The following is a 23,997-nucleotide window of genomic DNA, read 5'->3' as shown; positions in this document are numbered from 1 at the left end:
CACCATGAGCTACAACAAAGGCATTGTCGCCACCCTCGCTGAGCTTGAAGACTTCTACAAGGGCCAGAAGGCTGGCGACATCATCGAACTGATGAACCAGACCAACGACATCATCACGGATATTCCGTTCATGGAGTCCAACCACTCGGACGGGCACCTCACCCGAATCCGCACGGGTCTGCCCGAAGTCTATTGGCGCAGGCTCTACCAGGGCACGCCGCCTTCCAAAGCGCAGTTCAGCCAGGTCAAAGAAATCTGCGGCATGCTTGAAGCCCTTATGGAACTGGACGTTGCCGAAGTGGCGCTTTACGGCGACCGCGCCAAAACCTTCCGACTCTCCGAAGGCAAGGCCTTTGCCGAAGCCATGCGCCAAAAGGTGGCCCGCACCCTCTTCTATGGTGATAGCAACGTGAACCCTGATGAGTTCAACGGCTTGGCCATGCGCTACCCCTCTAAAACCAGCCCCAACGTCATTGACGCAGGTGGCACTGGCAGCAAGTGCACGTCTATGTATCTGACCTGCTGGGGTGCCAACACTGCACACGGTCTTTACCCCAAGGGCAGTACGGGTGGTCTTTCCAACGAAGACCTCGGCAAATACATGACGCAAGACTCTGATGGCAAAAAGTTCCAGGTGGTGGGCGACATGTATAACTGGAAATGCGGCCTCACCGTGCGCGACTGGCGCGCCGTGGTGCGCATTGCCAACATCCCCACCGATAAGCTCACCCTGACCAAGGGGGAAACCGGCTTTGTGGACCTGCACCGCCTTTCCATCATGGCCAAGAACAAAATGCCGGAAAACATGCGCAACCAGGCCATCTGGTACTGCAACGCCGATGTTCTTACTGCCCTTGAGCTTCAGGCGACTGATGCTGGCAACGTCACTCTTGCGTATCGCACGGAAGATTCCCCCAAGGGAGGCCCCTTGTTCAAGTCCACGCAGATCACCAGCCTGCACGGTCGGCCCATTCGTCAGTGCGACGTGATCTCTTCCGCCGAAAAGGCCATCTAACCCCACACACGGGCAGATAGAGGATACAACTATGCTTCTTGATTCCAACCTTATCATGATGGACAGCACGCCCATTCTTGCGGCGGCTGTTACTGGCCCTGCTGTGGCCCTCACTTCCCTTCTCAAGCCTGGGCGCGCGGAACCCATTCCCATCTGCGCCAAGGTTGTTGGCGAAGACTTCGCGGGCGGCACGTCCATCACCTTCAAGCTTACGCAGTCCGACACTGAAGCCGGAACCTATACCGACGTTCCCGGCTCCGCCGTCACCGTGCCGCTGGCTGACCTCAAGGTGGGAAAATCCATCGGCTGGCGCTTCCTGCCCCGTGGGGCAAGCAAGCCCTGGCTCAAGATGGTTGTCACCCCCTCCGGCACGTTCACCGCTGGCAAAATATTCGGTGCCATCGTGCGCGAAGACGACCTGCCCTATGAGGCTGGCATGTATATCGACAAGGGCGTGGTGCAGGGCTAGCCCCGGCAGCGACCAACGGGAGGGGCTTTCGGTCCCTCCCGACAACAGGAGAACCAGCATGGCGGACGTGAGTAAAATTCAGATATGGAATCAGGCCCTCGGGTATATCGGCACACGCAGGGTCGCCAGTGATGCCGAAAACTGCGAAGAGGCCAGACAGTGCGCCCTGTATTGGGATAGCGCCCGGCAGCAGGCTCTGCGCGATTTTCCATTTCCCTGGGCGCAACACCGGGCCATGCTTGCACAAAAAAAACTGCCCGACGTGTGGACGGCAGATTGGCGCTTTGCCTACGGCCTGCCGCAATCCTGCCTCAAGGTTCACCGCATCGGCAGCGCCAGCAGGCGTGACCTGCGCGCGCCCTTCAAAATGGTTCATGACCCGGCTGGAACCGTGCTGATCCTCACTGATGCCGAAACAGCCTTTGCCGACTACACCACTGATGTGGAAAGCCCCACCCTGTGGGACGCTGATTTCATCCACATGTTGGCGCGTAAGCTGGCGGCCATGGTTGCCGTACCCCTACTCAAAAACAACAGCGGCAAGCTCGCTGAGCTTGAGCAGTTGTACCGCGCCGCCATCCCTCAGGCGTACCAGCCCGCAGCGCAGGAACAGAAAAGCACGCCGCAGGAAGATAGCTGGATATCTTGCCGATAGGAGCACCACGTCATGACACTGGATACAGCGCACAGCAAAGAGATTTATCAGGGCAACGGCAGTACCACGGAGTTTCCGTTCTTTTTCAAGGTGTGGGATGCCGCACAGATTGCCGTCACCGTCACTGATGCGGCAGGCTCAAGCGTGGACGTTACGACGCAGTGCGCCATAGCACTCAATGACGGAGGGGGCAGTGTCGGCTATCTGCACGCGGGCGCTCCATTACCCGTAGGCGCGACTCTGGCCATTACCCGCAACATGCCGTTTACGCAGGGCGTTGATCTCGTTTCCGCCTCGCGCTTTGACCCGCAGGTTATTGAAGACGCCTTGGACCAGGCCACGGCAGAGCGCCAGCAGACGCTTGAGATGATGCGGCGCGCCGTGATCCTGCCCGCCACCAGTTCCGAAACCCCGCAGGATGTGGTGCGGGCTGTTTACGCCGCGCGGGATGACGCACAAACAGCGAACAGCGAAGCCCAGGCTGCTATGAACACCGCTGCGAACAGCGCCACAGCGGCCGCCGCAAGTGCGGCCGGTGCTGCGGGTGATGCCGACCTAGCCCGCCGGTGGGCGTCTGAAGAAGAGGACGTGCCTGTGAATGGGGAGTTCAGCGCCAGGCACTACGCTAAAAAAGCAAAAGGGGCGGTGCCCGAAAATCTGGTGAGTCGGGTTGAAGCAGTGGAGGCAAAGACGCAGCCCGCCACCACCACTTCGCGCGGCATTAGCCGGGTTGCCACGCTGGCCGACATGGAGCCGGGCGCGGAGGTGTCGAATGGCCCTGCGGTTATCGACGCAAAGGGCGGCGTGATTACCACCACCCCCACGGCGCACGCTGTGCCGCAGGCTGACGCGAGTGGAAAGCTGGATGCGTGGGTTTCGTTGGATGGCAAGGCCGATATCAGCTTGGGCAATGTCACCGGGAATGCTGTTGGCATCTATGCTTACTTCAGAGATGAAAAAGCGGCCGGGACTGATGGAGGGTCTACATCTACAGCAACATGGCAAACACGCGATTTAAACACCACAGTAAAAAACTACATCGCAGGGGCTTCTTTATCCGGTAATGCTGTTACTCTGCCTGCTGGTAAATACTATATCAGGGCGTCTGTCCCTGTATATATTGGCGTGTATAGCAGGGCTGCATTGTATGACCGTACACACTCAAAATACTTGATGTACAGTCCGTCATGTTTTTCCAGTAGCGCTGGATATGGTTTTTGTTTGCAGCCCATAGAGGGGGAAATAACTCTGAGCACAACATCAACTCTAGAACTTCGGATGTGGGTGTCGGCTGGAAATTCGTCTGGTATGGGACCCAATACGTCACCAAGCCTCGTGGCAGAAATTTATTCGGAGCTTCGTATATGGAAAATGTAATTGATATCCGCATCGCCCTCGACCAAATGGGGACAGGTTGGAAATTTGGCGGGAGTGTTACAGATAACACTGAATCCGCTTGGAACTCTGTTGTATGGGAAGATGAACGCATCAAGCCATCTTGGGGGGATATATGCGTCGCCTATGCTGCGTTTAAAACGAAAGCTAATTTCGACGCCCTCCGCTCAGTGCGCGACAACCGCATTCAGTCTGTGGGATGGATGCGGGAACGACACACAGATGAAATAGCGCTGGGCAAGGAAACATCGCTCACACCGGAGCAATACACCGCGCTACTGACCTACATTCAAGCCCTGCGCGATCTCCCTGCACAACCCGGCGCACCGTGGGACGGTGGCGGCGAACTGACGCCGTGGCCGAAACTGCCGGAGGTGTAGGGCATGCCGCGCATTGCCTATAAAAACTTCACTGGCGGCGAAGTTTCGCCCACGCTGACCGGGCGCTATGATCTGGAGCGTTATGCAACATCAGCACAGTGTGTGGAAAACATGCTACCCGGCCTGCACGGTGACGCGGCCCGGCGGCCTGGCACTCGATTTGTGGCGGATTTGGGCGAATATGCCGTGCTCATTCCTTTCAGTTTCAACGTGGATGCTGATCAGAACTTCGTTATAATCCTGTCGCATCAGGCCTTGCGCGTTTCTGACGGCACAGGGACTCTCTCTGCACCTGTGGAAACGCCGTATGCTGCCGCCGATCTTTTGCGCATCTCATGGGCGCAGGTGGGTGATGTCGTGTATCTGGCTCACCCGGGTTACCCCCTGTACAAGATCATGCGCACTGACGCCGATGGCGGCGGATATGCGTGGAGCATCCGTCAAGTCATTCTCAATGAAAGTATCGACGCCCCGGCCAAGCCATCAGTTAGCTTTAGCGGCGGCGCTGGCAGCTACACGCTGCGCTATAAGGTTGTGGCGGTGGATGCCGATGGCCGCGAGTCCCTACCATCCATGGCGGGGTCAACTGGCAGCGGCAAGCATCCCTCAGATTGGGTGCAGGGCAATAGCGCCACAGTCAGTTGGCAAGCTGTTACTGGTGCGACGGAGTATAATATTTACCGGGAAGAGGCAGGCTATTACGGGTTTATCGGCGTGACACAGGCTGCAAACGCCACTGGCGGCACGCTGACAGGCCTTAAAATGGGCAGTATCACAACAGGTATTTCCAAGTATGCAGGAGCCATCACAAGAACGATTGTCAACGGTAACGGTCATGTGTCCAATGTCGATACCACGAGCAATTTAAATGTCTCTGTATCAGCATCACAAAACGCATTTATCATCAATGGATTGGCATTCATTGGCGTAACAAGAACCACCAATACTACAACATGGACAAGTACCTCGAATGGTTCAGGGGATGTTACGTGGAATTCTTCCACAACATCATCCAGCTCGTTCTTTTGGGTTATGCTTCCGTGTCCCAGCGGCAACCCTGTAGGGACATATACCACCTACACAACAGGCGACCTTGGCAGCAACACGGCATACCCATCCGGTACGGCAGGCGCGTATACCGTGGCCCCTATCCTCACGGCTGGCACCAACCTTACGTTTATTGACAACAACTACGAAGCCGACACCTCTGACACCCCCAAGGAAGATTGGGACCCCTTTGCCGATGGCAACCACCCGGCCACGGTCAGTTTTCACCAGCAGCGCATGGCCCTTGGCGGTGGCATAAAAAGCCCGCAGACCTTCTATATGTCGCGCACAGGCGACTTTGAAAACTTTCGCAAGTCCCGGCCCCTGCAAGACGACGACCCCGTGGAATATATGGTGGCATCCGGCAGCATAGACGCCATCCAGTGGATAGCAAGTTTTGGCGATCTGCTCATTGGCACATCCGGCAGCGAATACAAAGCCACAGGCGACGGCGGCGTTATAACCCCAAAAAACGCCACAATCACGGCTCAGAGCTATTGGGGCAGCGCGGGAATTGCTCCGCTTATCATCGGCAACTCCATCCTGCATGTGCAGCGTCACGGCTCCCGCGTACGCGACCTTTTCTACTCACTGGAAAAAGACGGTTACGCGGGCAACGACCTTTCCATCATGGCCCCGCACCTTTTTGAGGGGCATACCATTTTGCAGTGGGCCTACCAGCAGACGCCCGGCTCTCATATCTGGTGCGTGCGCGATGATGGCATCGTGCTGGTGCTGACCTATCTGAAAGAACACCAGATATTTGGCTGGTCCCGTCATGTCACACAGGGAAAGGTGCTTTCCGTGGCATCTATTTCCGGCGATGACGGCGACGTTATCTTGATGGCCGTACAGCGTGAAGTTGATGGCCGACAGCGTGTCTTTCTGGAGCGCCTGGCCGAACCTTTTGCCCCAGGAACAGCAATTGAGGATGCCTACTTTGTGGATTGCGGCATTACGCTCCGCAGCAAAGAGGAAGTGCAGACCATCACAGGCCTTGGCCATCTTGAAGGCTGCGAACTGGCCGTGCTGGCTGACGGCAGCCCGGTGGAAGGTTGTGTGGTGCGCGGCGGCAGTATTGAATTGCCATACCCCGCCCATGTGGTTCATGCGGGCCTGCCGTACACATCCGTTCTTTCACCGCTTCCTGTGGAGGCTGACACACAGCAGGGTTCAACCCTGGGCAAGCGTCGCGGCTACGGTCGTTGTGTGGTGCGTCTGTTCCGCAGTGTTGGCGGTCAATACGGAGCCAGCCGCGCCGAACTCAACGACTTTCCATTCCTGCCTGCGCGCTGGGGCGAACCTTGCGAACCCTATTCCGGCGATGTCGATTTTACACCCGGCGGAGGGCAGGACGCGGATACCTCTGTCTGGCTGGTGCAAAACAAACCCCTTCCGTGGCATGTGGTGGCAATCATGTGCGACGTGGATTTTGGCGAGGTGTAGCCGTGAGCATATCCTTTGCCGTCGAGTCCTATTCCTTCATTCGTGACGAGGTTGCGCCCCTGGCCGTGGCCCACTGGCAGGAAACAGAAGAAGCCATGTACGGCAGCCAAACAGCCGTACCTATGACGCACCCCATGTATGAGGCCATGGAGCAAGGCGGCGTGCTGCATGTCGTTACTGCGCGCGTGGATGGAGTTTTACACGGTTACGCAGCGTACTGTCTCTCTGAAAACCTCAACATGCCCGGTCGCGTCACCGCGTCGGCGCTGGCCCTGTATATGTCCCGCGAAATCAGAGCAGATGCCTTTGCGGCCCTACGCCTCTTGCGATGGGCTGAAGATAGCCTGCGGCAGCGCGGCGTTTCCGGCATCGGCTACAACTCCCCGGCCTCGCGTCCGTGTGACGCGCTATATCGCCGCCTTGGGGCCAGGATCACTGAAACCGTCTGGTATAAGGAGCTTTGATATGGCCGCAATTTCCGGCACCACAGCCGCGGTAATATCCGCTGTATCTATTGCTGCCTCGCTGGCCGGCACTGCCATGAGCATGTCAGCCCAGCAACAGCAGGCTCAGGCCCAAAAGGCACAAGCCAACTATCAGGCCAAAGTGGCTGAAAAAAATCAGGAGCTTGCAGAAGATCAGGCCCGCGCCGCGCGTCGGGAAGGCTATGACGCCGCCGTTCGCAAACGGCAGGAGGTTGCAAGCATCATCGGTAGCCAGCGGGCCGTTGCCGGGGCCAGCGGCGCTACCGTGGACACGGGCAGCTTCCTCGACCTCAATATGGACACGGCGGAGAAAGGCGAAATGGACGCCCTTGCTCTCTACCAGCAGGGCTTGGACAAGGCGCGAAACTTGGAAATTCAGGGCTGGAACTCCGGGCAGCAGGCGCAGGCCTACGCATGGCAGGCTGACCGCGTTGACCCCACTGCCGGAATGATCGGCACGGCTCTGGGCGGCATTGCCCAGGCCGGAACGAATTTTGGCAGTGGGCTGTGGGGCGGGAAAAGTGGCGGCACAAAGTCGTTTGGCAACACAAAAACTACCGTAACATCTTCTAATATGAAGTGGTGGTAGTCATGAGTTTCGGCACGGCAGAAGCCGTTTCATCCAACCCAAAGCTTCAGAGGCAGGCAGCACCCGCAGGGCAACTTGAAGCTGGGAACATTAATTTGAATAACCGCCCGCGCGTCAAAAACGCTGATGGCTCAATAAGCACCGTGCGCAGTATGTCTTTCAACGATGGTACGGGTGAAGTCGTAGTGCCCACAGTTTCCGATGATGGCCGCATCATGACGGATGATGAAGCTATTCAGCAATACAGGCGCACGGGGCGGCATCTCGGCAAATTCGACACCCCTGAAAATGCGACGAATTTTGCTATCCGACTGCATGAAGATCAAGAACGCCAGTACGTCGGCACTGCGCGATAATCGAGGTCATATATGAACAGAAATGCTTTCCGTGTTCCCACAAACCAGCCCGGTTCCCGCATGCCGCAGTATAACCAGCAGCAGCTTCCAGCAACACCGGGTGCAGATGTTTCCGCCCGCCTGTCAGACAGCGCAGGGCAGATCATAGCCCAAGGCGCAGACCAGCAGGCCCGACAGCTTGAAATGCTTGGTCGTGGCATGCAGCAGGCAGCCAAGGCCGGATATGACCTCTATCATGACTACCAGGCCACCAAGGCCAAGGAAGCATGGCTGACGTACAAGCAGGAGGCGATAACCAAACGTGCCGAGCTTGGCAGAATGCAGGGCAAAGACGCCATTGATCCGGAAAAAGGTATCACGGCGCAGATGGCGGCATGGCGCACCGAACGTCGCCAGACCCTCATGAAAGACCTTGGTGGCCCCGCTGCCTCAATGTTCGATACTGCCGCCAAGGATATTGATTCCAGCATGGACGCATGGGCAATTGATAAGGTGAATACCGAACGCCTGAACTACGAAAACAAAACCAGTGAGGCCCACATATCGCTTTTGCAGGATGAAGCTATGGCGCTGGCCGCAAATCCTGCGCTTTTTGGTCAAAAGATGGGCGCACTGGAAGGCGAACTTAAAGCCATCGCAGGCCGCAGCGGGCTTGATGAAACGTGGGTTAAGGCCAAGTTTCAGGATATCCAGCAAAAAACACTCACGCAGACCATTTCTGACAGCATAGCTGGTGAGCAGTTAGGCAAGGCCAATGCCATGATAAAGGCGTATGCCCCCATGCTTGGCGGCGCTGCTGAAGGCCTGCGCGCCCGGGCCGCAGCCAAAGGAAGGGAACTCCAGGCGCGGGCCAGGGCGGAGGCGGAGAGGGCGGAGGCGGACGCAAATAAGCGCGCCTTGGATTCTTTTCTTACCGATACTGCGGGCATGTCGTCAGAAGAGCAGCTTGCAACCGCAAAAAGCAGGTTTGGCGACAATCAAAAGATGTATGTCGCAGCCTTGGACGCCGTTGCCTTTCGTGATGGCGCGGCAAAAAACATCAAGAACAAGGAACAGGAAATCAGGCTCAATGCCCAGGCAGATAAAATTGCTGAGATCGCCACCCTGCCGCCTCAAGAAAGTCTGACAAAGTTTAATGAATTTTCCGCATCCATGCCTGTTGAGGATCGCAAAAAAGCCTATGAAATGTATGACAATGCCGTAAAAGCCACCGGGCCGGACGCTCGGGGCACAGACTACCCTGGGGCCAAGGAAGAGGTGCTTTCCCGTATGGCTACTGGTGAAGAATTCAACGTCTGGACAGAATACGGCGGACTTCTGTCGCCTCGCACCTTGAAGGAACTCAGTGACAAGCATGTTCGGGACGCCCTGCCTGGCATCAAAAACGACTTTAAATTACGGGCAATGGAATTCCTTGGCGAGGAGAAGAACAAAGACCTCGCGGAAACTGCGCTTGGTGGAAAGAGTATCAATGCGTTATTCGCAGTGTACTATGACAGCCTTTCCCAGGAAGACAGGCGGAATCCTGTTGCCATGCGCGAGAAAACCGACAGGTTTTTTAAGTCGACCCTGCTGGATTCCGGCAGATGGTACATGAGTGACAAGAGCGTTCCCATGGGCTTGCAGCCCCGCTACCTTGAAAAGAAGCCCGGCTGGTTCCCCAAAAAAGGCCAACCCGAATATGACGCCATAACCACATGGCTGAAGGGTGAGGGGATAAAACCTGAAGGCGCGGCAGGAAAATATACGGACGAACAGCGTGCACAGGCGTATAAAATAATGCTTGAAGCGCAGCGATAAACCGGGGGCAGCACATGAGTTTGCTTGACAATCTTGACAACGAGAAGGCCCGCAGGCTGTGGGATGAAAAGGTGCGCGAAAAGGCGACGCCAGAAGTTGGCACTGCCCTCGATATTGCTCCTGGGGTTTTTGTCGGCCCTGCCATTACCGGGCGTCAGCCCGAAGTCAAAGACAGCACCTCTTTTTTTGACAAACCCATAGTGAATCTTGCAGACGCGGACAGAGATTTTGTAGAGCCGGAGCCGCTTGCGCCTTTTGTGGACATCATGCCCGCTGATGAAGCTATGCGCGTATTCGGCGAGAGGCGCAAGGCTGTAGGACAACAGTTCGAGGCCGAGATACGCGGACTTGGGCAGACACTACACACGCTCAGGAACAGTCTGAATATACGCAGTCCGGCAGAGCTTAAAAAACTTGCCGCACAATCCGACCTTCCTCCTTCCATCGTTGACGATGACCCTGCCTTTGCCCGTAAAAAGGTGGAGTCTGACAGCTACGCACAGAATGTCAGCCTATCCCTTGAAAAATTTACAGACCGGTCAATGGTCACGCCTGCCTACCTCAAAGATGCCGATATCCTTGATCAGCTTGCCCTTGCTTCCGATACAAACCTGATGGCGCTTGAGAAGGAGATCAAGGAGAAGCATCAGGGATTTTTTGATGCCGGGGCCATTGGAGCCGTTCGCCACGCCGCAGATTATGGCATGGTTTCGCGTGAGATGCGCACACTGCTTTTAAAAGAACTTAAGGGGGGAAAATTAACCACAGAAGAGGAAGAGCGTCTGAGTGTGTATCGTCTTGTGGAAGAGTATGGCGCTTCACGCTACGCCGACATGCCTTTGGGACAACAGGCTTTGTGGGGTACTGTTGGCAGTCTCGGTGTGCCAATGTACGGCATGATTGAGGGCGGCGTAAAGAATGTGCTTTCGTGGAAAGGCTCGACCATGATCGGTGCTGGGGCCTTGCATGGCGCGCTTGCAGGTGGTGGAGTTCTTTCCGCCCCTGGCGCGTTTGGCGGCGCACTCGCGGGCATGGGCGCCGCATTTGCCGGTGGTAGCTTTGTAGATATTGCCGAGCAGGAAGCCGCTGGGCTGTATGGCACACTTCGAGAAATAGAGGATGAGAGTGGCAACCGCATAGACAGGGATGTGGCAAAAACTCTCGCCGTTCTCTACGGCGGAGTGGCTGCCGGGCTTGAAGTGTATGGCATGCATGGCCTTGGAAAAATGTTTCCCGGTATTGAAAAGATCATCAGTAAAGAGGCTGCCACTAACACCCTTGCTTTTTTGCAAAAGAACCCGACATTTTTATCCAAGATTGCAAGTGCTGGCCTACGCAGCGCCAGAGGCGTCAGCGGCGAAGTGCTGACCGAAGGCGTGCAAGAATCACTGGCTGTCCTTGCCGAAAACGCGGCACTTTCCACCAGCAACGTGAACCAGGCATATACTGGATTTGGTGAAGGCGCTGAGCGTGTCGTTGGTACGGCCAAAGAAACAGTGAAGGCCATGCTGATTCCCGGTGGCGCTGGATTTAGCGCTCGCATGGGCCGCAGCATACGCGCCCAGGGCAAGTTTGATAACGCCATGAGCCAGCTTGCGGACTATCAGGCCTCCATAATGGATTCCATCGCCAAAACAGCCCAACAGTCTACCACATTCAAGGACATGCCCGAAATGGCACAGTCTCTCGTGCAGGCCTTGGCCGATGGCGGCATAGTGCCGGAAAACGTCTATCTCAAGCCCGAGGCCGCACAAGTCTATTTTTATCAGGAAGGCAACCCCGACCTGATACAAGTCGCAGAGGCCATGGGCATCACGCCGGAGGTGCTGGAAGAAAGCCTTACCCTGGGTACAGATATTGCTGTTCCCACACAGCTTGCGGCAGCACATATCATGCAGGACGAGGCCCGCTACGAGGCACTGAAACCAGACATGCGCTTTGACCCTGACATGCCCACCATAACGGATGCGGCGGCGCTTGCGGAAATGGTGGAAGATGCCGGACAGCGCAACGCCTACCTTGAAAGCTTTATTGCCCCCTATATTGAGGAAGAGAACAAGGCCTTGAGTCGCCATGAAGAACGCATGGCCATTGCTGCGCCCTATGTGGAACAGTTGACGCATGCGGGCTACCAGCAGACACACGCGCAGGCCTACGGCACGGTCATTGCCGCCAATGCCGAACGCATGGCCCCTGTATTCGGCATGACCCCGGCGGAATATCTTGAAAAGCGGCTGGCCGGATTCATGCCCATGACGCCAGAAGAATTTATGGGGCTTGGGCGCAACGGACTTGAAAGTCTGGAGGTCGATCGCGCTTACAGCCAGCTTATGGAGGATATGGGCGTCAAGAAGGGCATGGGCCGTGTGCAGAAGCGGCGCGTTTTACAGCCGGAATTTGCCTATGCTTGGGGCAAGGTCAACCCCGAGAGCTTTGCCAACACCTACGGCAAGGATACCTACCTTGAGATGCGACGGCAGTTCGGCCCCGGCTTCTTTGCCAGAAAGGGGCAAGGTGTCGGCATTGACGTGTTGGCGCATGATTTCAGCAGTGAGCAGCGCGGCGGATATGATCTGAACCGCAATGACTTTGACGTGGACGCCTTCGCCGAAAAGGTGATGATGCCGCACGACGAATTTGAAAGTTCATTGCGCCAGAGCATTGGACGAGGCGCGTTGTGGCAGCCCAAAAATGCGGATGTTGATCTGGACACGCCCGTAAAGGTGGTTGCGGTGCAGCCGCGCTTTGCGGGGAAAAAACTTTGGGAATTGATGAAGGGGCGTGACAAGGGCGCTCTTCGGAAGGAGTTGGTAGGGACATATACCAATACCGATACGGGATGGAGCATCAAGCTGACAAAAAATGGCTTTGACCATGCGGTCAGTAGCGCGACCCGGCGCGGCGTAGGCGGCATGGAGCATATGGAGGCTGTGGCCAGTCTTCCCGCCCTGATCGAAAACGCTGTTCTGGTGGAAAGCCACGAAGATAAAAAAGGGCAACGGCTGGCTGCCGTACATCGTATGTATGCCCCCATGTCTCTTGGTGAAGAAATGTACGCCGTCAAACTGACAGTCAAGGAGTCGGCGGAAGGGATGGTGGCTGAAATAGAGGATATGCGGCGTCTGTATGATGTGTCTTTGGAAAAGAAGATGCCCGTGGACCTTTTCGCGCCACCGCCGGACCTTGCCGAAGCAAGCGGGAAAATGGCACCCACCACGGGCATTTCTGAAATCAGTTTAAGGTCACTGCTTGAGGATGTCAACGACAGCAAGGGAAATCCTTTCTTTCAGCCCGAAGCCCTCTTCCACGCAGATTCCGCGAAGCCGCGCGGCGGTATCAGGCAGATGGCGGACGGGCGCTACATTGTCGGTCTGTTCAAGAAGGCTGACTCCTCCACCATTCTGCACGAAACGGCCCATTTCTGGCTGGAAGAACTGCGCGATGCCTCCAAGCTGGAAACCGCGCCTGAATGGGTGGGCGAGGCCTGGGGCAAATTACAGCAGGCCTACGGCTTTGAAGGGTTGGTGGACGGCAAGGATAGTGAATCCATCGCCGCCTGGACTCGTATCCAGGAGCGCTTTGCCCGCGAGTTTGAGGCCTACGCCCGTGAGGGTAAGGCCCCTTCATGGGAATTGCAGTCGGCCTTCAACAAGTTCCGCAACTGGCTGACGGAAATCTACAGGACTGTACGCAGCCTGTTAGGTAATGACGGCGTTTCGGAGCAGGCCCGGGAAGTGTTCGACACGCTTCTGGCCACGCAGGAAGAGATCGAGCTTTCGCAGCGCCGGGCCTCCGGTGATTCCGTCATGGACTTGATCGGCGATACCGTGAAGCCGGAACTGCGCGACAGATACGCCCAGGCCGCGCAGCGGGCCTATGACAATGCCAGCGCCCTTATTGCCAACCGCAGGCTTGTGGAACAGCGCAAGGCCGTGCGTGAATTCCGTGAACAGGCCACCGCTCTGGTGGACAGCAACCCTACCTATCAGATGCTGAAAAGGTTGCGCGAGGACGGCATTGACTTTGAAGCGCTGAAGGAGGCCGTGCCTGAAGACATGGCGTACAAACTGCGCGAGAAATGGAAAGGCGCTCGTGGCGAGGGCAAGGGGCTTATACGCAAGGGCGGCACGCTTGATCTGCTGGACGTGGCCGCGCAGTTCAATGAGGACAGTCTGACCGGCCTTGCCGCCGCGCTGACCGACACCCCCACCAGACGCGAGGCCATTGACGCCGAGGTGCAGCGCCGTCTGGAGCAGTGGAACAGCGAGTACGACGCGGAAGTGGAGTACAGCAACGCTATGGACGAGGCCCTATCCATTGAGCTTGAAGCCCTGACCGGGCGTAAACAGGCCAGCCCTGCTTCATTGCGGCGCGAGTTCGACTTGTTGGTGGACGCCAAAAAACTTTCCGAGCTTGATCCGCAGTATAAATCCCTCAAGGCTCGCCTGCGTCAAGACGCGCGTGTGGCCCGTGAGGCATACAGGGCTGGCAAAAAGGAAGCCAGCGAGAAGGGCAGGGTCGACATGGGCAAGCTGCGCACCAAGCTGGCAGAAGTGCGCGAGACGGAGCGCCTGCGCCGTGTGGCCCTTGGCGCGTCCTACCGCGCCCGCATGGAGCGCGACCATATTATCAAGCAGTTGCGTAAGGACGCAGCCAGCAAGAGCGTCAATGACGCCTATAAGCAGCAGGTGCTGCGCATCCTGTCCAACTGGAAGGGGCTAGGCACGGAAAGCATGGTACCGCGTGACCCTGTGGGCATGCCAAGCTTCAAGGATTTTGTGGCAAGCAATGTGTCGCTTTTTGATGCCCCGGCCACTTTTGCGCCGGAGTTCATTGAAAACGGCAGCACCGGCCGCGCCGGCGACCTGACACTTGAGCAATTGCGGGAAGTGCGCCGGGTTGTAAAGGAGCTTACCCACCAGGGACGCGTACACAACCGCATGCTGGCGAACCGGGAAAAAACGGAAATTGCCGTTGTGGCCGGAAAGTGCGCCAAGCAGATGGAGAAGCTTTCAGCAAAGAAAGTGCTATCTGAGCGTGAAGGCATGTTGGGAACCATACAGGGCGCACTGCGCAAGGGGCTTTCATCCCTGACCAGCGTGCGCTTTATGGCCCGCGCAATGGATGGCTTTACTGACCACGGCCCCAACCATGACGCCTGGCTGTTCCCCTTGCAAGAGGCCAGAAGCCTTGAAATGCTGCACACCCGCAATATGGACGAAATGCTGAAAGACGCCATGCAGCCCATAGTGCAGGCGGGAAAGCTCACAACCGCATTTGAGATTGAGGGGGTGGCTCTGCCAAGAGACGTGTCCCGGCTGTGGAAGGGGCTGTGGGATATGGACAAAGTGTATTCTGTGGCGCTGAACATGGGCAACGCCGGGAACCTCAAGGCCCTCATGCGGGGCTACGGCTGGAGCGAGCAGGACCTGCGCACCATTACTGCCAGGCTGACGGAAGCCGAATGGCGGGCCATTGAAAAAACATGGGACGCCATAAACAGCATATACCCGCTGCTGAATGAAACAGTAATGACCCTCAAGGGGTCCCCGCTTGCCAAGGTGGAGGCGCAGCCTTTCATGGTGCGTACGGCTGACGGTAAGACCATCACGGTCAAAGGTGGGTACTACCCCCTGATCTTTGACCACAGGCTGAGCGACAAGGCCGCTGAGCAGATTGACACCGATGCGCTGCTTAACGGCATGGAAGCGGTATTGCGGCATCCCAATCCAAAGAGCGGCATGACAAACGAGCGCAAGGGCGGCACCTTGCCGCCACACTTGACGCTGAATGTCATAGATCGGCATGTGCGTGACTCCATCCATTATGCAACGCATGCCTTGCCCTTGCGGGACACCATGCGGCTGTTCAGGGATGCAGATTTTAAGGAGGCCTTTGTACAGGCCGCCGGTGTGGAAAATTACCAACAACTTTTGCCCTGGTTACGCGGCATAGCGCGCCCCGATGGGGAACGACTCACCGGCATGCACGCCGCCATGGACTGGCTGGCCCGGCGCGGCAGCATGTACGCCCTTGGGGCCAACATGAAGACCGCGCTTTTGCAGTTGACCAGCGTAGGTAACTCGTGGAGTGAGGTAGGCACGGGCAATTTCTTCACGGCTGCCAGCACCATACTTTCTTCTCCCATGCAGTCCATACAGACTATCCGCGAAAAATCGGCCTACATGAATGAGCGGGCCAAGCTTATGGATGACACCCTGCGGCGTGAATATGAGCGCATGCGGGCCAGCGGCGTGGCCGGGGTGCGCTTTATGAACGTCAATTACGCACTGGACACGGTGCAGAGGGCGCAGTTCGCTTTGATATCTTCACTCGACGCCACGGTGGCCTTTCCTACATGGCTGGCGGCCTACGATAAGGCCATTGCCCAGGGCATTGAGGAAAGCAGGGCCGTGGCCATGGCCGATGGCGCTGTGGTGGCGGCCCAGGGCGGCGGTGGGCCGATAGATACACCATCTGTAATGCGGCAGGCAGGCTTTATGCGCATGCTTTGCCCCTTTATGAGCTTCGCGCTGGCGGACTTTAATAGAAAGATGGAGACGGTGCGCGGGCTGGAAGAATGGAGACGCACAGGCAACAGCGCCATAACGCCAGGTGTAGCTATGCGCGACTTTGCTTTTCAGTGGGTGATGCCTGTGGTCTTGACGGCACTTATGATATCGCTGGGCCGTGATGGCGAATTGCCAGAAGCTGAAGACTTTGTATGGGAGGCCCTGGGCTTTTACTCAATGGGCGTCCCATTGGTGCGAGATTTTGCCCGCATGGCCGAGAGCACTTATTCAAGCGATGGCATCAAAGGTGGGCGCACTCCTTTGATGTTCGCGGGCGTGGGCAATGCCATCAAGGGGATGGGGCATGCCGCCAAGGCCATCGCCGAAGACGACGACCGCGCAACCTATCTTGCGATCAAGGAAGCGACCAATGCAGTTGGCTTCGCCTTGGGCCTTGGTACGCCGCAAATCTGGCGGACCATCGAAGGATCACAGGCGTATTTTGTAGATGAAAAAGGCGGGGTGCTTGCGCCACTGCTGGGCAAGCCGTACCCACGTAAAGATTAGGAAAACCGAAGGCCGGGTTTCCCCGGCCTTCTTTATCTTGTTCGCCTACAAACATTTCTTGCATGCGACAAAAAAGTGCTTTTTCTTTGGCGACACGTCGTTCGGATCTTCGGGGTTGAGAGGCGTGCACATAACATCGATATGTTCAAGCAAGTCGTCAGGGACTTTGTTCCCGAGAGGGTCAAGTGTTACATGCATGCCCTCTGTTCGGGCAAGTTTGGCAGCCGGGGAAAAGTCTGAGTCGCCAGCGATTAATACTACCCTATCCGCAAGTTTTTTAAATGTTATCGTGGCAATATCAAGCCCGATCTTCATATCAACAGTTTTCTGTTTGATGTTGGGATAAAAATCATCATCGCATAAAGAAACTTGCGCCCCGGCCGTAAGCTCTTTGATTTTGCTCTCGGCCAGCAGCCAATCGTTTTGCCATGAGGTCTTACCAACCCTGAGAGCCATGTCTGGGGTTTCCCGTATAGATTGCAGGAGCTTCTGCTGACGCAGAGCAGTAGGCTTCGCGCCAAAGTCTATCTCATTGCCAAATGGTGTTTGAGAGATGCGCTCAAGAGGTGGGGTATCATAGTAAAAAATACGGTAGAAGTTTTCGTCAGGTTTCAGATGGCGTGCGCAGTATTCTCTAACTTTGGGCCCGCTCAAAAAGAAAGACTTGAACAGAGACACCCGTCGGAACATAAAATGCCCGTCAACAAAGAAAGCGACTTTGCTCATACGAACCCCTAAAAAAATGGCTCGGAATTTCGAGGAGGTCTTTTATCATCCCCCACTACTCATCCGAGCCTATTTATAGCTTGCTAAGCGAAGGCGCGTTTTGCGCCCTCGTTGAGTAGACCATAGTCACTGGCATCAAATAGGTCAAGATATTTTGAAGCAGCTATGAGCTGTATCCCCCGCTTCCCTCTTAAACGGAAAAACATTCTTGCGCCAAATCCCTCAGGTTGATAGGGGAATAGAAAAACATATGGGCCTTGAAAATGTGGAGCGGACATGAAAAAAGTGCTAATGCTGGCCATGATGGCGCTGATGCTGATGCCGGGGACGGCGGGGGCGGAGGAGGAAGAGGCTATTTGGAAGTCTTTTTCAAAAGAATCTAAAGCCGTGTATATTGATGGATACATGGATGGTGCCGCAGCCGTTTGCCTCTCAAATGGTGGAAAACTATTAAAAGAACCTAGTTGCGTTATTTTTTCTAACTATACACCTAATAAAGACAACATTATATATTTGATTGACTCTATATATAAAAAAGAAAAATATAAAAAAATTCCACTTAGATCGGCCATCGTTATTTCTATCGGAGTTGATTCAGAACTTATAGGTCATGAAGCCTTTCTAGATGCTCTCGACGCGGCAGCACGTCTAATAGAAAGAGATGAGATGGTCGGTAACCTATTGAATTAATAAAAAATACATGTGTGAGGCGGGGTATGTGGGGTATTGTTTTTGCGGCAATGATAGGTGCATATGTTTGGGCCGATTTTTTTAAAAGAGAAAGAGAGCAAAGGATCCGTGATCAGGTTAAAATGTTCAGGCATTTTGCGAGCATTTTTCACTTTGATAAAAATTCAACGGCCTACGAAATCGCCTTTGATCGCGTTCTCGCTGGTGATCTTGACAGTTATAAAAATGTTCCGCGATATGATGAATATGGACAAATGTCTGACGACACCAGGGCTTTTTTCCTTCTTTTTGATGCGGCTATGGATGAAAAATCCCTTAAAGGTTGCTCATTGGCCAGAGAGATACTTAATAGGGCAAAGGATAGCGGTCTTGTAAACGAAGATATGTACTCTAACGAAAGAGAGAAGATAAAAAACTATGAAGAACACCTTTCATAGTCTTGACATCCCCCGCGTTTTATGGCTGGCTGTTTCTAGGTGCTGAAAACACCCCCTTGGCGGCCACGCCATTTCCGAAAGTCAATGGCTTTTTTTGCGCCCATTTTTGGGCTATAGAAGTATTCATTGCCGGGCGTGGACGAATAAAATACCCGTGAGGGGAATTACTCCGCAGCTCCAAGGGCTGTTTTCAGCGCCCGGCATTCTCTTTGTATGAGGATGCCTTCGCGAACCTGAAAAGTTCCCTTGGAGGCATTATGACCACTTCCCTTTCTTTCAATGAAATTTCTCTCGTCCCATTCCCCGTCAAGAACGACAATCAAACGTGGCTACGTAGCGCAGACATTGCCCGCGCCTTGGGCTATAAACGCCCTGACATACTATCCAAGCTCTACAATAATAACGCCGACGAATTCACGCCGGATATGACGCAACTAGTTGAAATCGTCGCAGAACACCAGAACGGTGTTGCCGACAACCTGTCCGAAGGACGCTGCCGCATCTTCTCCCTTCGCGGCTGCCACCTTCTCGCTATGTTTTCCCGTACCCCGGTAGCCAAGGCGTTCCGTAAATGGGTGCTGGACGTGCTGGACAGAATGGCAGAAGAAGAACGCGCGGCGCTGCCGGGTCGTCCCGCCGCCCTCACACCATCCACCGCCGACGACCGCAAGCCCCTGCGCTCATTGGTTGCCGCATGGGCGCAGGTCAGCGGCACTCCGCATCAAGCCCTGTGGCCGCAGGTCAAGGCGCACTTCCAGCTTGCGCGGATTGACGATCTGCCTGTGGAGTGGATTGGTGACGCGCTGGCCTTTGTGCAGGGGAAGATTGACGCTGCGGGCAAGGCGCTGCCCGCTGCGCCGGAGAATACCGAGTTCCTGCCGACCATGTTCCCAACATTCGAGAAGGACATTCTTGATATTGAACGGCTTATAGAGCGGCTGTGCAACGGCATGAGCATCTTTGCCCGGCCCGGAGGTATGATGTACAGCGAACTTGTCAGGAACAAGCAGCTTATTGACGCGGTGCAGCCCTGCATATCTGCGGCCAAGAATGCCGTGGGCACTGGCTACTTCATGATGCAGACGGCAAGGAAGATTTACGGCGCCATGAGGTGAGATTAACGTCTTAAATGAAAAGGCCGCTCAGAAATGGGCGGCTTTTTCTTTTTCGCAGCCTTGGATATTATCTTGCAACAAATGAGAGTCCCCATACGATGGAGAAATAATGCATGCCTCTTAACCACCTGTTTACTTTGTTTAATGTGCGTAAAGATTTAAGATTTTTTATACATAGACTGCTCGTAGGTCTAGTTTTGTCTTTTACATTTTCTGCAGATATGCCTCATGTATTGAATGAAATTGAAGCCAAAAAGCTTGAACTTTTAGTGATCTTACTTTCAGTGTTAATCCCAATGTATATAGTTTATTTATGCAAACCAAAACATTTAATTTTTAAAAAAATCCAAAAAGAAAGCATTTTATTTTGCAGCTCTCTCGTGTCAATTATTAGAAGCACTATAATAATTGGCATTTCTGCGCTATTATACAATATTTTTATATGGAATGAGCCTGTTACAGTATTTGTTTATATTGTAAATCTACTTATCGCATTAGAAGTTATAACAAATGCACAGTCAGGCCTTGCGGATTTTGAGTATGACAGTGATGTTTCTCAAGAATGGATTACAATTATTGTGACGAACAAAGACGATCATGGTAATGAAGTCAACCTAGAGGATAAAGAATAATGCGCAAATTCCTTCTCTCTACTCTGCTTGCCGCCCTGCTGCTCCCCGCTCTGGCCATGGCCGCAGGCAACACGACCAACGATAGTTTCTCGCGTTCGAAAAAGATGTTGTCCCAGGTCTACGCCGACCACCGCATTACATTCTATTGTGGTGCCGAGTATGACGCACAGGGGAATGTGACACTGCCGGATGGAATCGTGATACCGATCAAGCGAGCGAATCGTGTTGAATGGGAGCACGTGGTTCCTGCGGAGAACTTCGGGCGTGCCTTTGATGAATGGCGTGAGGGTTCGCCGGAATGCGTTGATAATCGCGGCAAGGCGTTCAAGGGCAGGCGGTGCGCTGAGAAGGCGAACATGGAGTATCGCCACATGCAAGCCGACATGTATAACTTGTACCCGGCCATAGGCGCGGTCAACGCCATGCGCTCAAACTTCAATTTTCAGATGCTGCCCGGAGAAGAATCGTCGTTCGGCAGTTGTGAGATGAAGATTGCAGACCGGAAGGCAGAACCCCCGGCACGCGCGCGGGGCCAGATCGCGCGCACGTACTTCTACATGCAGGATGCATATCCGCGCTACAAAATGAGTCGCCAGCAGGAACAGCTTATGGGCGCATGGGATAAAATGTACCCTGTTGATCAGTGGGAATGCACCAGAGCGAAGCGAATTGAAGCTGTGCAGGGGAATGAGAACAGGTTTGTGAAAGAGCCGTGTGAAGCGGCAAAGATGTGGTGAGGGAAGAGATGCCCGGACGGGCGAAGGTGGGTGGAGGTGTGGTTCTGTGTACACATTTTTTGTACACATTGCCTGGCTGTATGTTGAGCAGTTTTGAACACATATTGGACACATTGCACGCAAAACTTCTCAATTATTCAGCATAGTTAAACTGCAAGCAATCGCCTTCGCAAGGCGGGGGTCGAGGGTTCAAATCCCTTCTTCTCCACCACAAATTTAAGGGGTTACGGTGAATACCGTAGCCCCTTTGTTTTTGCCTCTCCGCCGTAGCGGCCCTTGCCGGGCAGCGGGGTTTTATGCGGTTGTCATGACTTTGAATTTTTTGATACCTTGCTGGTCACGTTGACGTGCTTATTTCTGCCCGGGTTTTGCAACACGCAGGGCTGCCATGAAAAAATTTCAGATTAAAAGGATTCACCCATGACCTGCCAACTTGTCACAGGGGGCGCGGGCTTCATCGGCTCGGCCTATGTGCTTCAGGCGCGCCGCACCGGCATCCGCGTCATCAATCTCGACAAGCTGACCTATGCGGGCAATCCGGCCAATCTGGCTTCACTGACCGGCGACCCGGAGCATGTTTTCGTGCGCGGCGATATCGGCAATGAGGAGCTGGTGGCCTTTCTGCTCGAGACGCATCAGCCCGATGCCGTGGTCAATTTTGCCGCAGAAAGCCATGTGGACCGCTCTATTGTGGCCCCGGACGCTTTTGCCCGTACCAACGTGCTCGGCACGGCAACCCTGCTGCGTGTGGTCAAGGACTGGTGGAGCGGGCTTTCTTTTAAGCAGGCTGCGGATTTTCGTTTTCTGCATGTGTCCACAGATGAGGTGTACGGCGCTCTACAGCCCGGCGACCCGGCTTTTTCAGAGAGCACGCCATACAGTCCCAACAGCCCGTATTCGGCTTCCAAGGCGGCCAGTGACCATATGGTGCGCGCCTTTCACGAAACCTACGGCCTGCCCATCCTGCTGACCAACTGTTCCAATAATTACGGGCCGCGTCAGTTTCCGGAAAAACTCATTCCTCTCATGATTCTTACCGCACTTGAGCGCAAACCCTTGCCCGTGTACGGGCAGGGGGCCAATATCCGCGACTGGCTGCATGTGGACGACCACTGCACAGCCATCGCCCGGGTGCTTGAGGCCGGGCAGGTAGGGCGCACCTACAATGTCGGCGGTCATGCGGAGCGGACCAACCTTGAGGTGGTGCATGCCGTGTGCGCCATTCTTGATGACGTGCGCCCTTCCGCCCGGGGGCCGTATGCCGATCTCATCACCTTTGTTTCCGACAGGCCCGGGCATGACTTCCGTTATGCCATCGACTGCTCGCGCATTGAAAACGAACTGGGCTGGCGGCCTTCGCGCCGGTTTGACACGGGGTTGCGCGATACCGTGCGCTGGTATCTGGAAAACAGCGCCTGGGTAGATCTTGTGCGCAGCGGGGCCTATCTTGAGTGGATGGATATCAACTACGGGCGGCGTACCATTGCAGGCGGCGGGGGGGAAAGCCTATGAGCGCATGGAGAGGCATTGTTCTTGCCGGGGGATCAGGTTCGCGCCTTTATCCCCTGACCCTGAGCGTGAGCAAGCAGCTCATGCCCATCTACGACAAGCCCATGATTTACTATCCGCTGGCCACCCTGCTGATGGCCGGCATCCGCGAAATATGCCTTATTTCGACGCCCGACCACCTTCCACTGTACCAGGCCCTGCTGCAGGACGGTTCCCAGTGGGGCTGCTCCATCTCTTATGTTGCGCAGCCGCGCCCCGAGGGGCTGGCGCAGGCCTTTTTGCTGGCGGAAGAGCATATTGCCGGGCATAACACCTGTCTTGTGCTTGGCGACAACGTTTTTTTTGGCCACGGCATGCCCGATCTTACCCGTGAGGCCATGACGCGCAGCCGGGGAGCGACCGTTTTTGGCTATCATGTGCGCGATCCGCAGCGCTATGGCGTGGTGGAGTTTGACAGCGAGCGCCGCGTGGTGAGCATTGAGGAAAAGCCCCGGGAGCCAAAATCAAATTTCGCCGTTACGGGTTTGTATTTTTATGACGCCGATGTGGTGAACATCGCCCGTTCTGTGCGGCCTTCGGCACGCGGCGAGCTTGAAATAACCGACGTCAACAATGCCTATCTGGCGCGCGGCGACCTGCATGTGGAGCTTATGGGCCGGGGTATCGCATGGCTGGACACGGGTACCCACGATTCGCTCATGGATGCCGGGGCCTTTGTGCAGGCCGTGGAAAAACGCCAGGGCCTCAAGGTGGCCTGCCTTGAAGAAATTGCCTGGCGCAACGGCTATATTTCATCCGATGAGGTGCGCGCCCTGGCACGGCCCATGGGCAAGACCGGCTACGGCCAGTATTTGCTTGACCTTGTGGATACGGGGATAGGCCAATGGAAGTAGCGGCAACGCCTCTGGCCGGAGTCATGCTTATAAAGCCCAGGGTATGGGGTGACAGGCGGGGCTATTTTGTCGAGACCTGGCAGCATGAACGGTACGCGGCTGCGGGCATTGACGCGGCTTTTGTGCAGGATAACCATTCCATGTCGACGTATGGCATATTGCGCGGCCTGCATTTCCAGAAAACCCGTCCCCAGGGCAAGCTTGTGAGCGTTTCCCTGGGCAGGGTATTTGATGTGGCCGTGGATATCCGGCCCGGGTCGCCCACCTTCGGCCAGTGGTATGGCGTGGAGCTGACGCAGGACAATCAGTGGCAGCTCTGGGTTCCGCCGGGCATGGCGCACGGCTTTGCCGTGACCAGCCAGGTGGCGCACTTTCATTACAAGTGCACAGACTATTACTGCCCCGAAGACGAAGGGGGCATACGCTGGAACGATCCGGACCTTGCTGTGGCCTGGCCCGTGGCGCAGCCTCTTTTGTCGGACAAGGACCGGCACACGCCTTCGTGGCGGGAATTTCTGGCAGGACTGTAAGAATATCAGGGG

At 55.4% G+C, this 23,997-nt stretch carries 20 protein-coding genes; 19 read left to right on the top strand and 1 reads right to left on the bottom strand.

The window, feature by feature from the left end:
- The first annotated feature begins 4 nt into the window (after positions 1 to 4).
- The 11 genes from ACZ495_RS08705 to ACZ495_RS08655 are packed head-to-tail and all read left to right on the top strand — an operon-like array spanning position 5 to position 16,716.
- Complete coding sequence (locus tag ACZ495_RS08705) at positions 5 to 1,015, top strand: major capsid protein (RefSeq protein WP_464262073.1); 1,011 nt, start codon at positions 5 to 7, stop codon at positions 1,013 to 1,015.
- A 31-nt stretch (positions 1,016 to 1,046) separates the two neighbouring features.
- Positions 1,047 to 1,484: a Bbp16 family capsid cement protein gene (locus tag ACZ495_RS08700; RefSeq protein ID WP_464262072.1), complete on the top strand. Its 438-nt coding sequence runs from the start codon at positions 1,047 to 1,049 to the stop codon at positions 1,482 to 1,484.
- A 58-nt stretch (positions 1,485 to 1,542) separates the two neighbouring features.
- Complete coding sequence (locus tag ACZ495_RS08695) at positions 1,543 to 2,139, top strand: phage connector family protein (RefSeq protein ID WP_464262071.1); 597 nt, start codon at positions 1,543 to 1,545, stop codon at positions 2,137 to 2,139.
- Between the two features lie 12 nt (positions 2,140 to 2,151).
- Positions 2,152 to 3,516 carry a hypothetical protein gene (locus tag ACZ495_RS08690; protein ID WP_464262070.1) on the top strand — a complete coding sequence of 455 codons (1,365 nt, stop codon included), beginning with the start codon at positions 2,152 to 2,154 and terminating at the stop codon, positions 3,514 to 3,516.
- On the top strand, positions 3,504 to 3,914 hold the full coding sequence (locus ACZ495_RS08685; protein ID WP_464262069.1) for a phage tail assembly chaperone: 411 nt from the start codon (positions 3,504 to 3,506) through the stop codon (positions 3,912 to 3,914). Before ACZ495_RS08690 ends, ACZ495_RS08685 begins: the two co-directional genes overlap by 13 nt.
- Before the next feature lie 3 nt (positions 3,915 to 3,917).
- Complete coding sequence (locus ACZ495_RS08680; RefSeq protein ID WP_464262068.1) at positions 3,918 to 6,407, top strand: phage tail protein; 2,490 nt, start codon at positions 3,918 to 3,920, stop codon at positions 6,405 to 6,407.
- Positions 6,408 to 6,409: 2 nt separating this feature from the next.
- On the top strand, positions 6,410 to 6,871 hold the full coding sequence (locus tag ACZ495_RS08675; RefSeq protein ID WP_072311257.1) for a hypothetical protein: 462 nt from the start codon (positions 6,410 to 6,412) through the stop codon (positions 6,869 to 6,871).
- Between the two features lies 1 nt (position 6,872).
- Complete coding sequence (locus ACZ495_RS08670) at positions 6,873 to 7,481, top strand: virion core protein, T7 gp14 family (protein WP_464262067.1); 609 nt, start codon at positions 6,873 to 6,875, stop codon at positions 7,479 to 7,481.
- 2 nt (positions 7,482 to 7,483) lie between these two features.
- Positions 7,484 to 7,837, top strand: a complete 354-nt coding sequence (locus tag ACZ495_RS08665) for a hypothetical protein (protein ID WP_464262066.1) — start codon at positions 7,484 to 7,486, stop codon at positions 7,835 to 7,837.
- A 12-nt stretch (positions 7,838 to 7,849) separates the two neighbouring features.
- Positions 7,850 to 9,637, top strand: coding sequence for a hypothetical protein (locus ACZ495_RS08660; protein WP_464262065.1), 1,788 nt, complete (start codon positions 7,850 to 7,852; stop codon positions 9,635 to 9,637).
- Positions 9,638 to 9,651: 14 nt separating this feature from the next.
- Positions 9,652 to 16,716, top strand: a complete 7,065-nt coding sequence (locus ACZ495_RS08655; RefSeq protein ID WP_464262064.1) for an LPD3 domain-containing protein — start codon at positions 9,652 to 9,654, stop codon at positions 16,714 to 16,716.
- A gap of 45 nt (positions 16,717 to 16,761) precedes the next feature.
- Here ACZ495_RS08655 and ACZ495_RS08650 read toward each other — a convergent pair whose 3' ends face one another.
- On the bottom strand, positions 16,762 to 17,442 hold the full coding sequence (locus ACZ495_RS08650) for an NYN domain-containing protein (protein ID WP_464262063.1): 681 nt from the start codon (positions 17,440 to 17,442) through the stop codon (positions 16,762 to 16,764).
- A 276-nt stretch (positions 17,443 to 17,718) separates the two neighbouring features.
- Between ACZ495_RS08650 and ACZ495_RS08645 the strand changes: the two genes are divergently transcribed.
- From ACZ495_RS08645 to rfbC, 8 genes are all read left to right on the top strand, one after another.
- Positions 17,719 to 18,132, top strand: a complete 414-nt coding sequence (locus ACZ495_RS08645) for a hypothetical protein (RefSeq protein WP_464262062.1) — start codon at positions 17,719 to 17,721, stop codon at positions 18,130 to 18,132.
- A 26-nt stretch (positions 18,133 to 18,158) separates the two neighbouring features.
- Positions 18,159 to 18,569 (top strand): hypothetical protein, encoded by a 411-nt coding sequence (locus ACZ495_RS08640; RefSeq protein ID WP_464262061.1) that lies wholly within the window; start codon positions 18,159 to 18,161, stop codon positions 18,567 to 18,569.
- Between the two features lie 257 nt (positions 18,570 to 18,826).
- Positions 18,827 to 19,684, top strand: coding sequence for a BRO-N domain-containing protein (locus ACZ495_RS08635; protein ID WP_464262060.1), 858 nt, complete (start codon positions 18,827 to 18,829; stop codon positions 19,682 to 19,684).
- A 113-nt stretch (positions 19,685 to 19,797) separates the two neighbouring features.
- Complete coding sequence (locus tag ACZ495_RS08630) at positions 19,798 to 20,316, top strand: hypothetical protein (RefSeq protein ID WP_333535369.1); 519 nt, start codon at positions 19,798 to 19,800, stop codon at positions 20,314 to 20,316.
- Entirely contained in the window at positions 20,316 to 21,053 is a 738-nt protein-coding gene (locus tag ACZ495_RS08625; protein ID WP_464262059.1) for an endonuclease, read from the top strand. The genes ACZ495_RS08630 and ACZ495_RS08625 overlap by 1 nt, the downstream gene beginning before the upstream one ends.
- Before the next feature lie 420 nt (positions 21,054 to 21,473).
- Positions 21,474 to 22,565: a dTDP-glucose 4,6-dehydratase gene (gene rfbB / locus ACZ495_RS08620; protein WP_464262058.1), complete on the top strand. Its 1,092-nt coding sequence runs from the start codon at positions 21,474 to 21,476 to the stop codon at positions 22,563 to 22,565.
- A complete protein-coding gene (gene rfbA, locus ACZ495_RS08615) occupies positions 22,562 to 23,455 on the top strand; it encodes a glucose-1-phosphate thymidylyltransferase RfbA (protein WP_296983904.1) in 894 nt (297 codons plus the stop codon). The genes rfbB and rfbA overlap by 4 nt, the downstream gene beginning before the upstream one ends.
- A complete protein-coding gene (gene rfbC / locus ACZ495_RS08610) occupies positions 23,446 to 23,985 on the top strand; it encodes a dTDP-4-dehydrorhamnose 3,5-epimerase (RefSeq protein WP_012624180.1) in 540 nt (179 codons plus the stop codon). The genes rfbA and rfbC overlap by 10 nt, the downstream gene beginning before the upstream one ends.
- The last annotated feature ends 12 nt before the right edge of the window (positions 23,986 to 23,997 follow it).

The sequence above is a fragment of the Desulfovibrio sp. GTC20076 genome, from assembly GCF_055385905.1.
The sequence above is the reverse complement of the archived record's forward strand: the minus strand, read 5'-3'. Positions and strand labels throughout refer to the sequence as shown.

Bases quoted from the DNA above. Each gene is read 5' to 3' on its own strand.
- ACZ495_RS08705 (WP_464262073.1), top strand. From the start codon at position 5: ATGAGCTACAACAAAGGCATTGTCGCCACCCTCGCTGAGCTTGAAGAC.
- ACZ495_RS08700 (WP_464262072.1), top strand. From the start codon at position 1,047: ATGCTTCTTGATTCCAACCTTATCATGATGGACAGCACGCCCATTCTT.
- ACZ495_RS08695 (WP_464262071.1), top strand. From the start codon at position 1,543: ATGGCGGACGTGAGTAAAATTCAGATATGGAATCAGGCCCTCGGGTAT.
- ACZ495_RS08690 (WP_464262070.1), top strand. From the start codon at position 2,152: ATGACACTGGATACAGCGCACAGCAAAGAGATTTATCAGGGCAACGGC.
- ACZ495_RS08685 (WP_464262069.1), top strand. From the start codon at position 3,504: ATGGAAAATGTAATTGATATCCGCATCGCCCTCGACCAAATGGGGACA.
- ACZ495_RS08680 (WP_464262068.1), top strand. From the start codon at position 3,918: ATGCCGCGCATTGCCTATAAAAACTTCACTGGCGGCGAAGTTTCGCCC.
- ACZ495_RS08670 (WP_464262067.1), top strand. From the start codon at position 6,873: ATGGCCGCAATTTCCGGCACCACAGCCGCGGTAATATCCGCTGTATCT.
- ACZ495_RS08665 (WP_464262066.1), top strand. From the start codon at position 7,484: ATGAGTTTCGGCACGGCAGAAGCCGTTTCATCCAACCCAAAGCTTCAG.
- ACZ495_RS08660 (WP_464262065.1), top strand. From the start codon at position 7,850: ATGAACAGAAATGCTTTCCGTGTTCCCACAAACCAGCCCGGTTCCCGC.
- ACZ495_RS08655 (WP_464262064.1), top strand. From the start codon at position 9,652: ATGAGTTTGCTTGACAATCTTGACAACGAGAAGGCCCGCAGGCTGTGG.
- ACZ495_RS08650 (WP_464262063.1), bottom strand. From the start codon at position 17,442: ATGAGCAAAGTCGCTTTCTTTGTTGACGGGCATTTTATGTTCCGACGG.
- ACZ495_RS08645 (WP_464262062.1), top strand. From the start codon at position 17,719: ATGAAAAAAGTGCTAATGCTGGCCATGATGGCGCTGATGCTGATGCCG.
- ACZ495_RS08640 (WP_464262061.1), top strand. From the start codon at position 18,159: ATGTGGGGTATTGTTTTTGCGGCAATGATAGGTGCATATGTTTGGGCC.
- ACZ495_RS08635 (WP_464262060.1), top strand. From the start codon at position 18,827: ATGACCACTTCCCTTTCTTTCAATGAAATTTCTCTCGTCCCATTCCCC.
- ACZ495_RS08630 (WP_333535369.1), top strand. From the start codon at position 19,798: ATGCCTCTTAACCACCTGTTTACTTTGTTTAATGTGCGTAAAGATTTA.
- ACZ495_RS08625 (WP_464262059.1), top strand. From the start codon at position 20,316: ATGCGCAAATTCCTTCTCTCTACTCTGCTTGCCGCCCTGCTGCTCCCC.
- rfbB (WP_464262058.1), top strand. From the start codon at position 21,474: ATGACCTGCCAACTTGTCACAGGGGGCGCGGGCTTCATCGGCTCGGCC.
- rfbA (WP_296983904.1), top strand. From the start codon at position 22,562: ATGAGCGCATGGAGAGGCATTGTTCTTGCCGGGGGATCAGGTTCGCGC.
- rfbC (WP_012624180.1), top strand. From the start codon at position 23,446: ATGGAAGTAGCGGCAACGCCTCTGGCCGGAGTCATGCTTATAAAGCCC.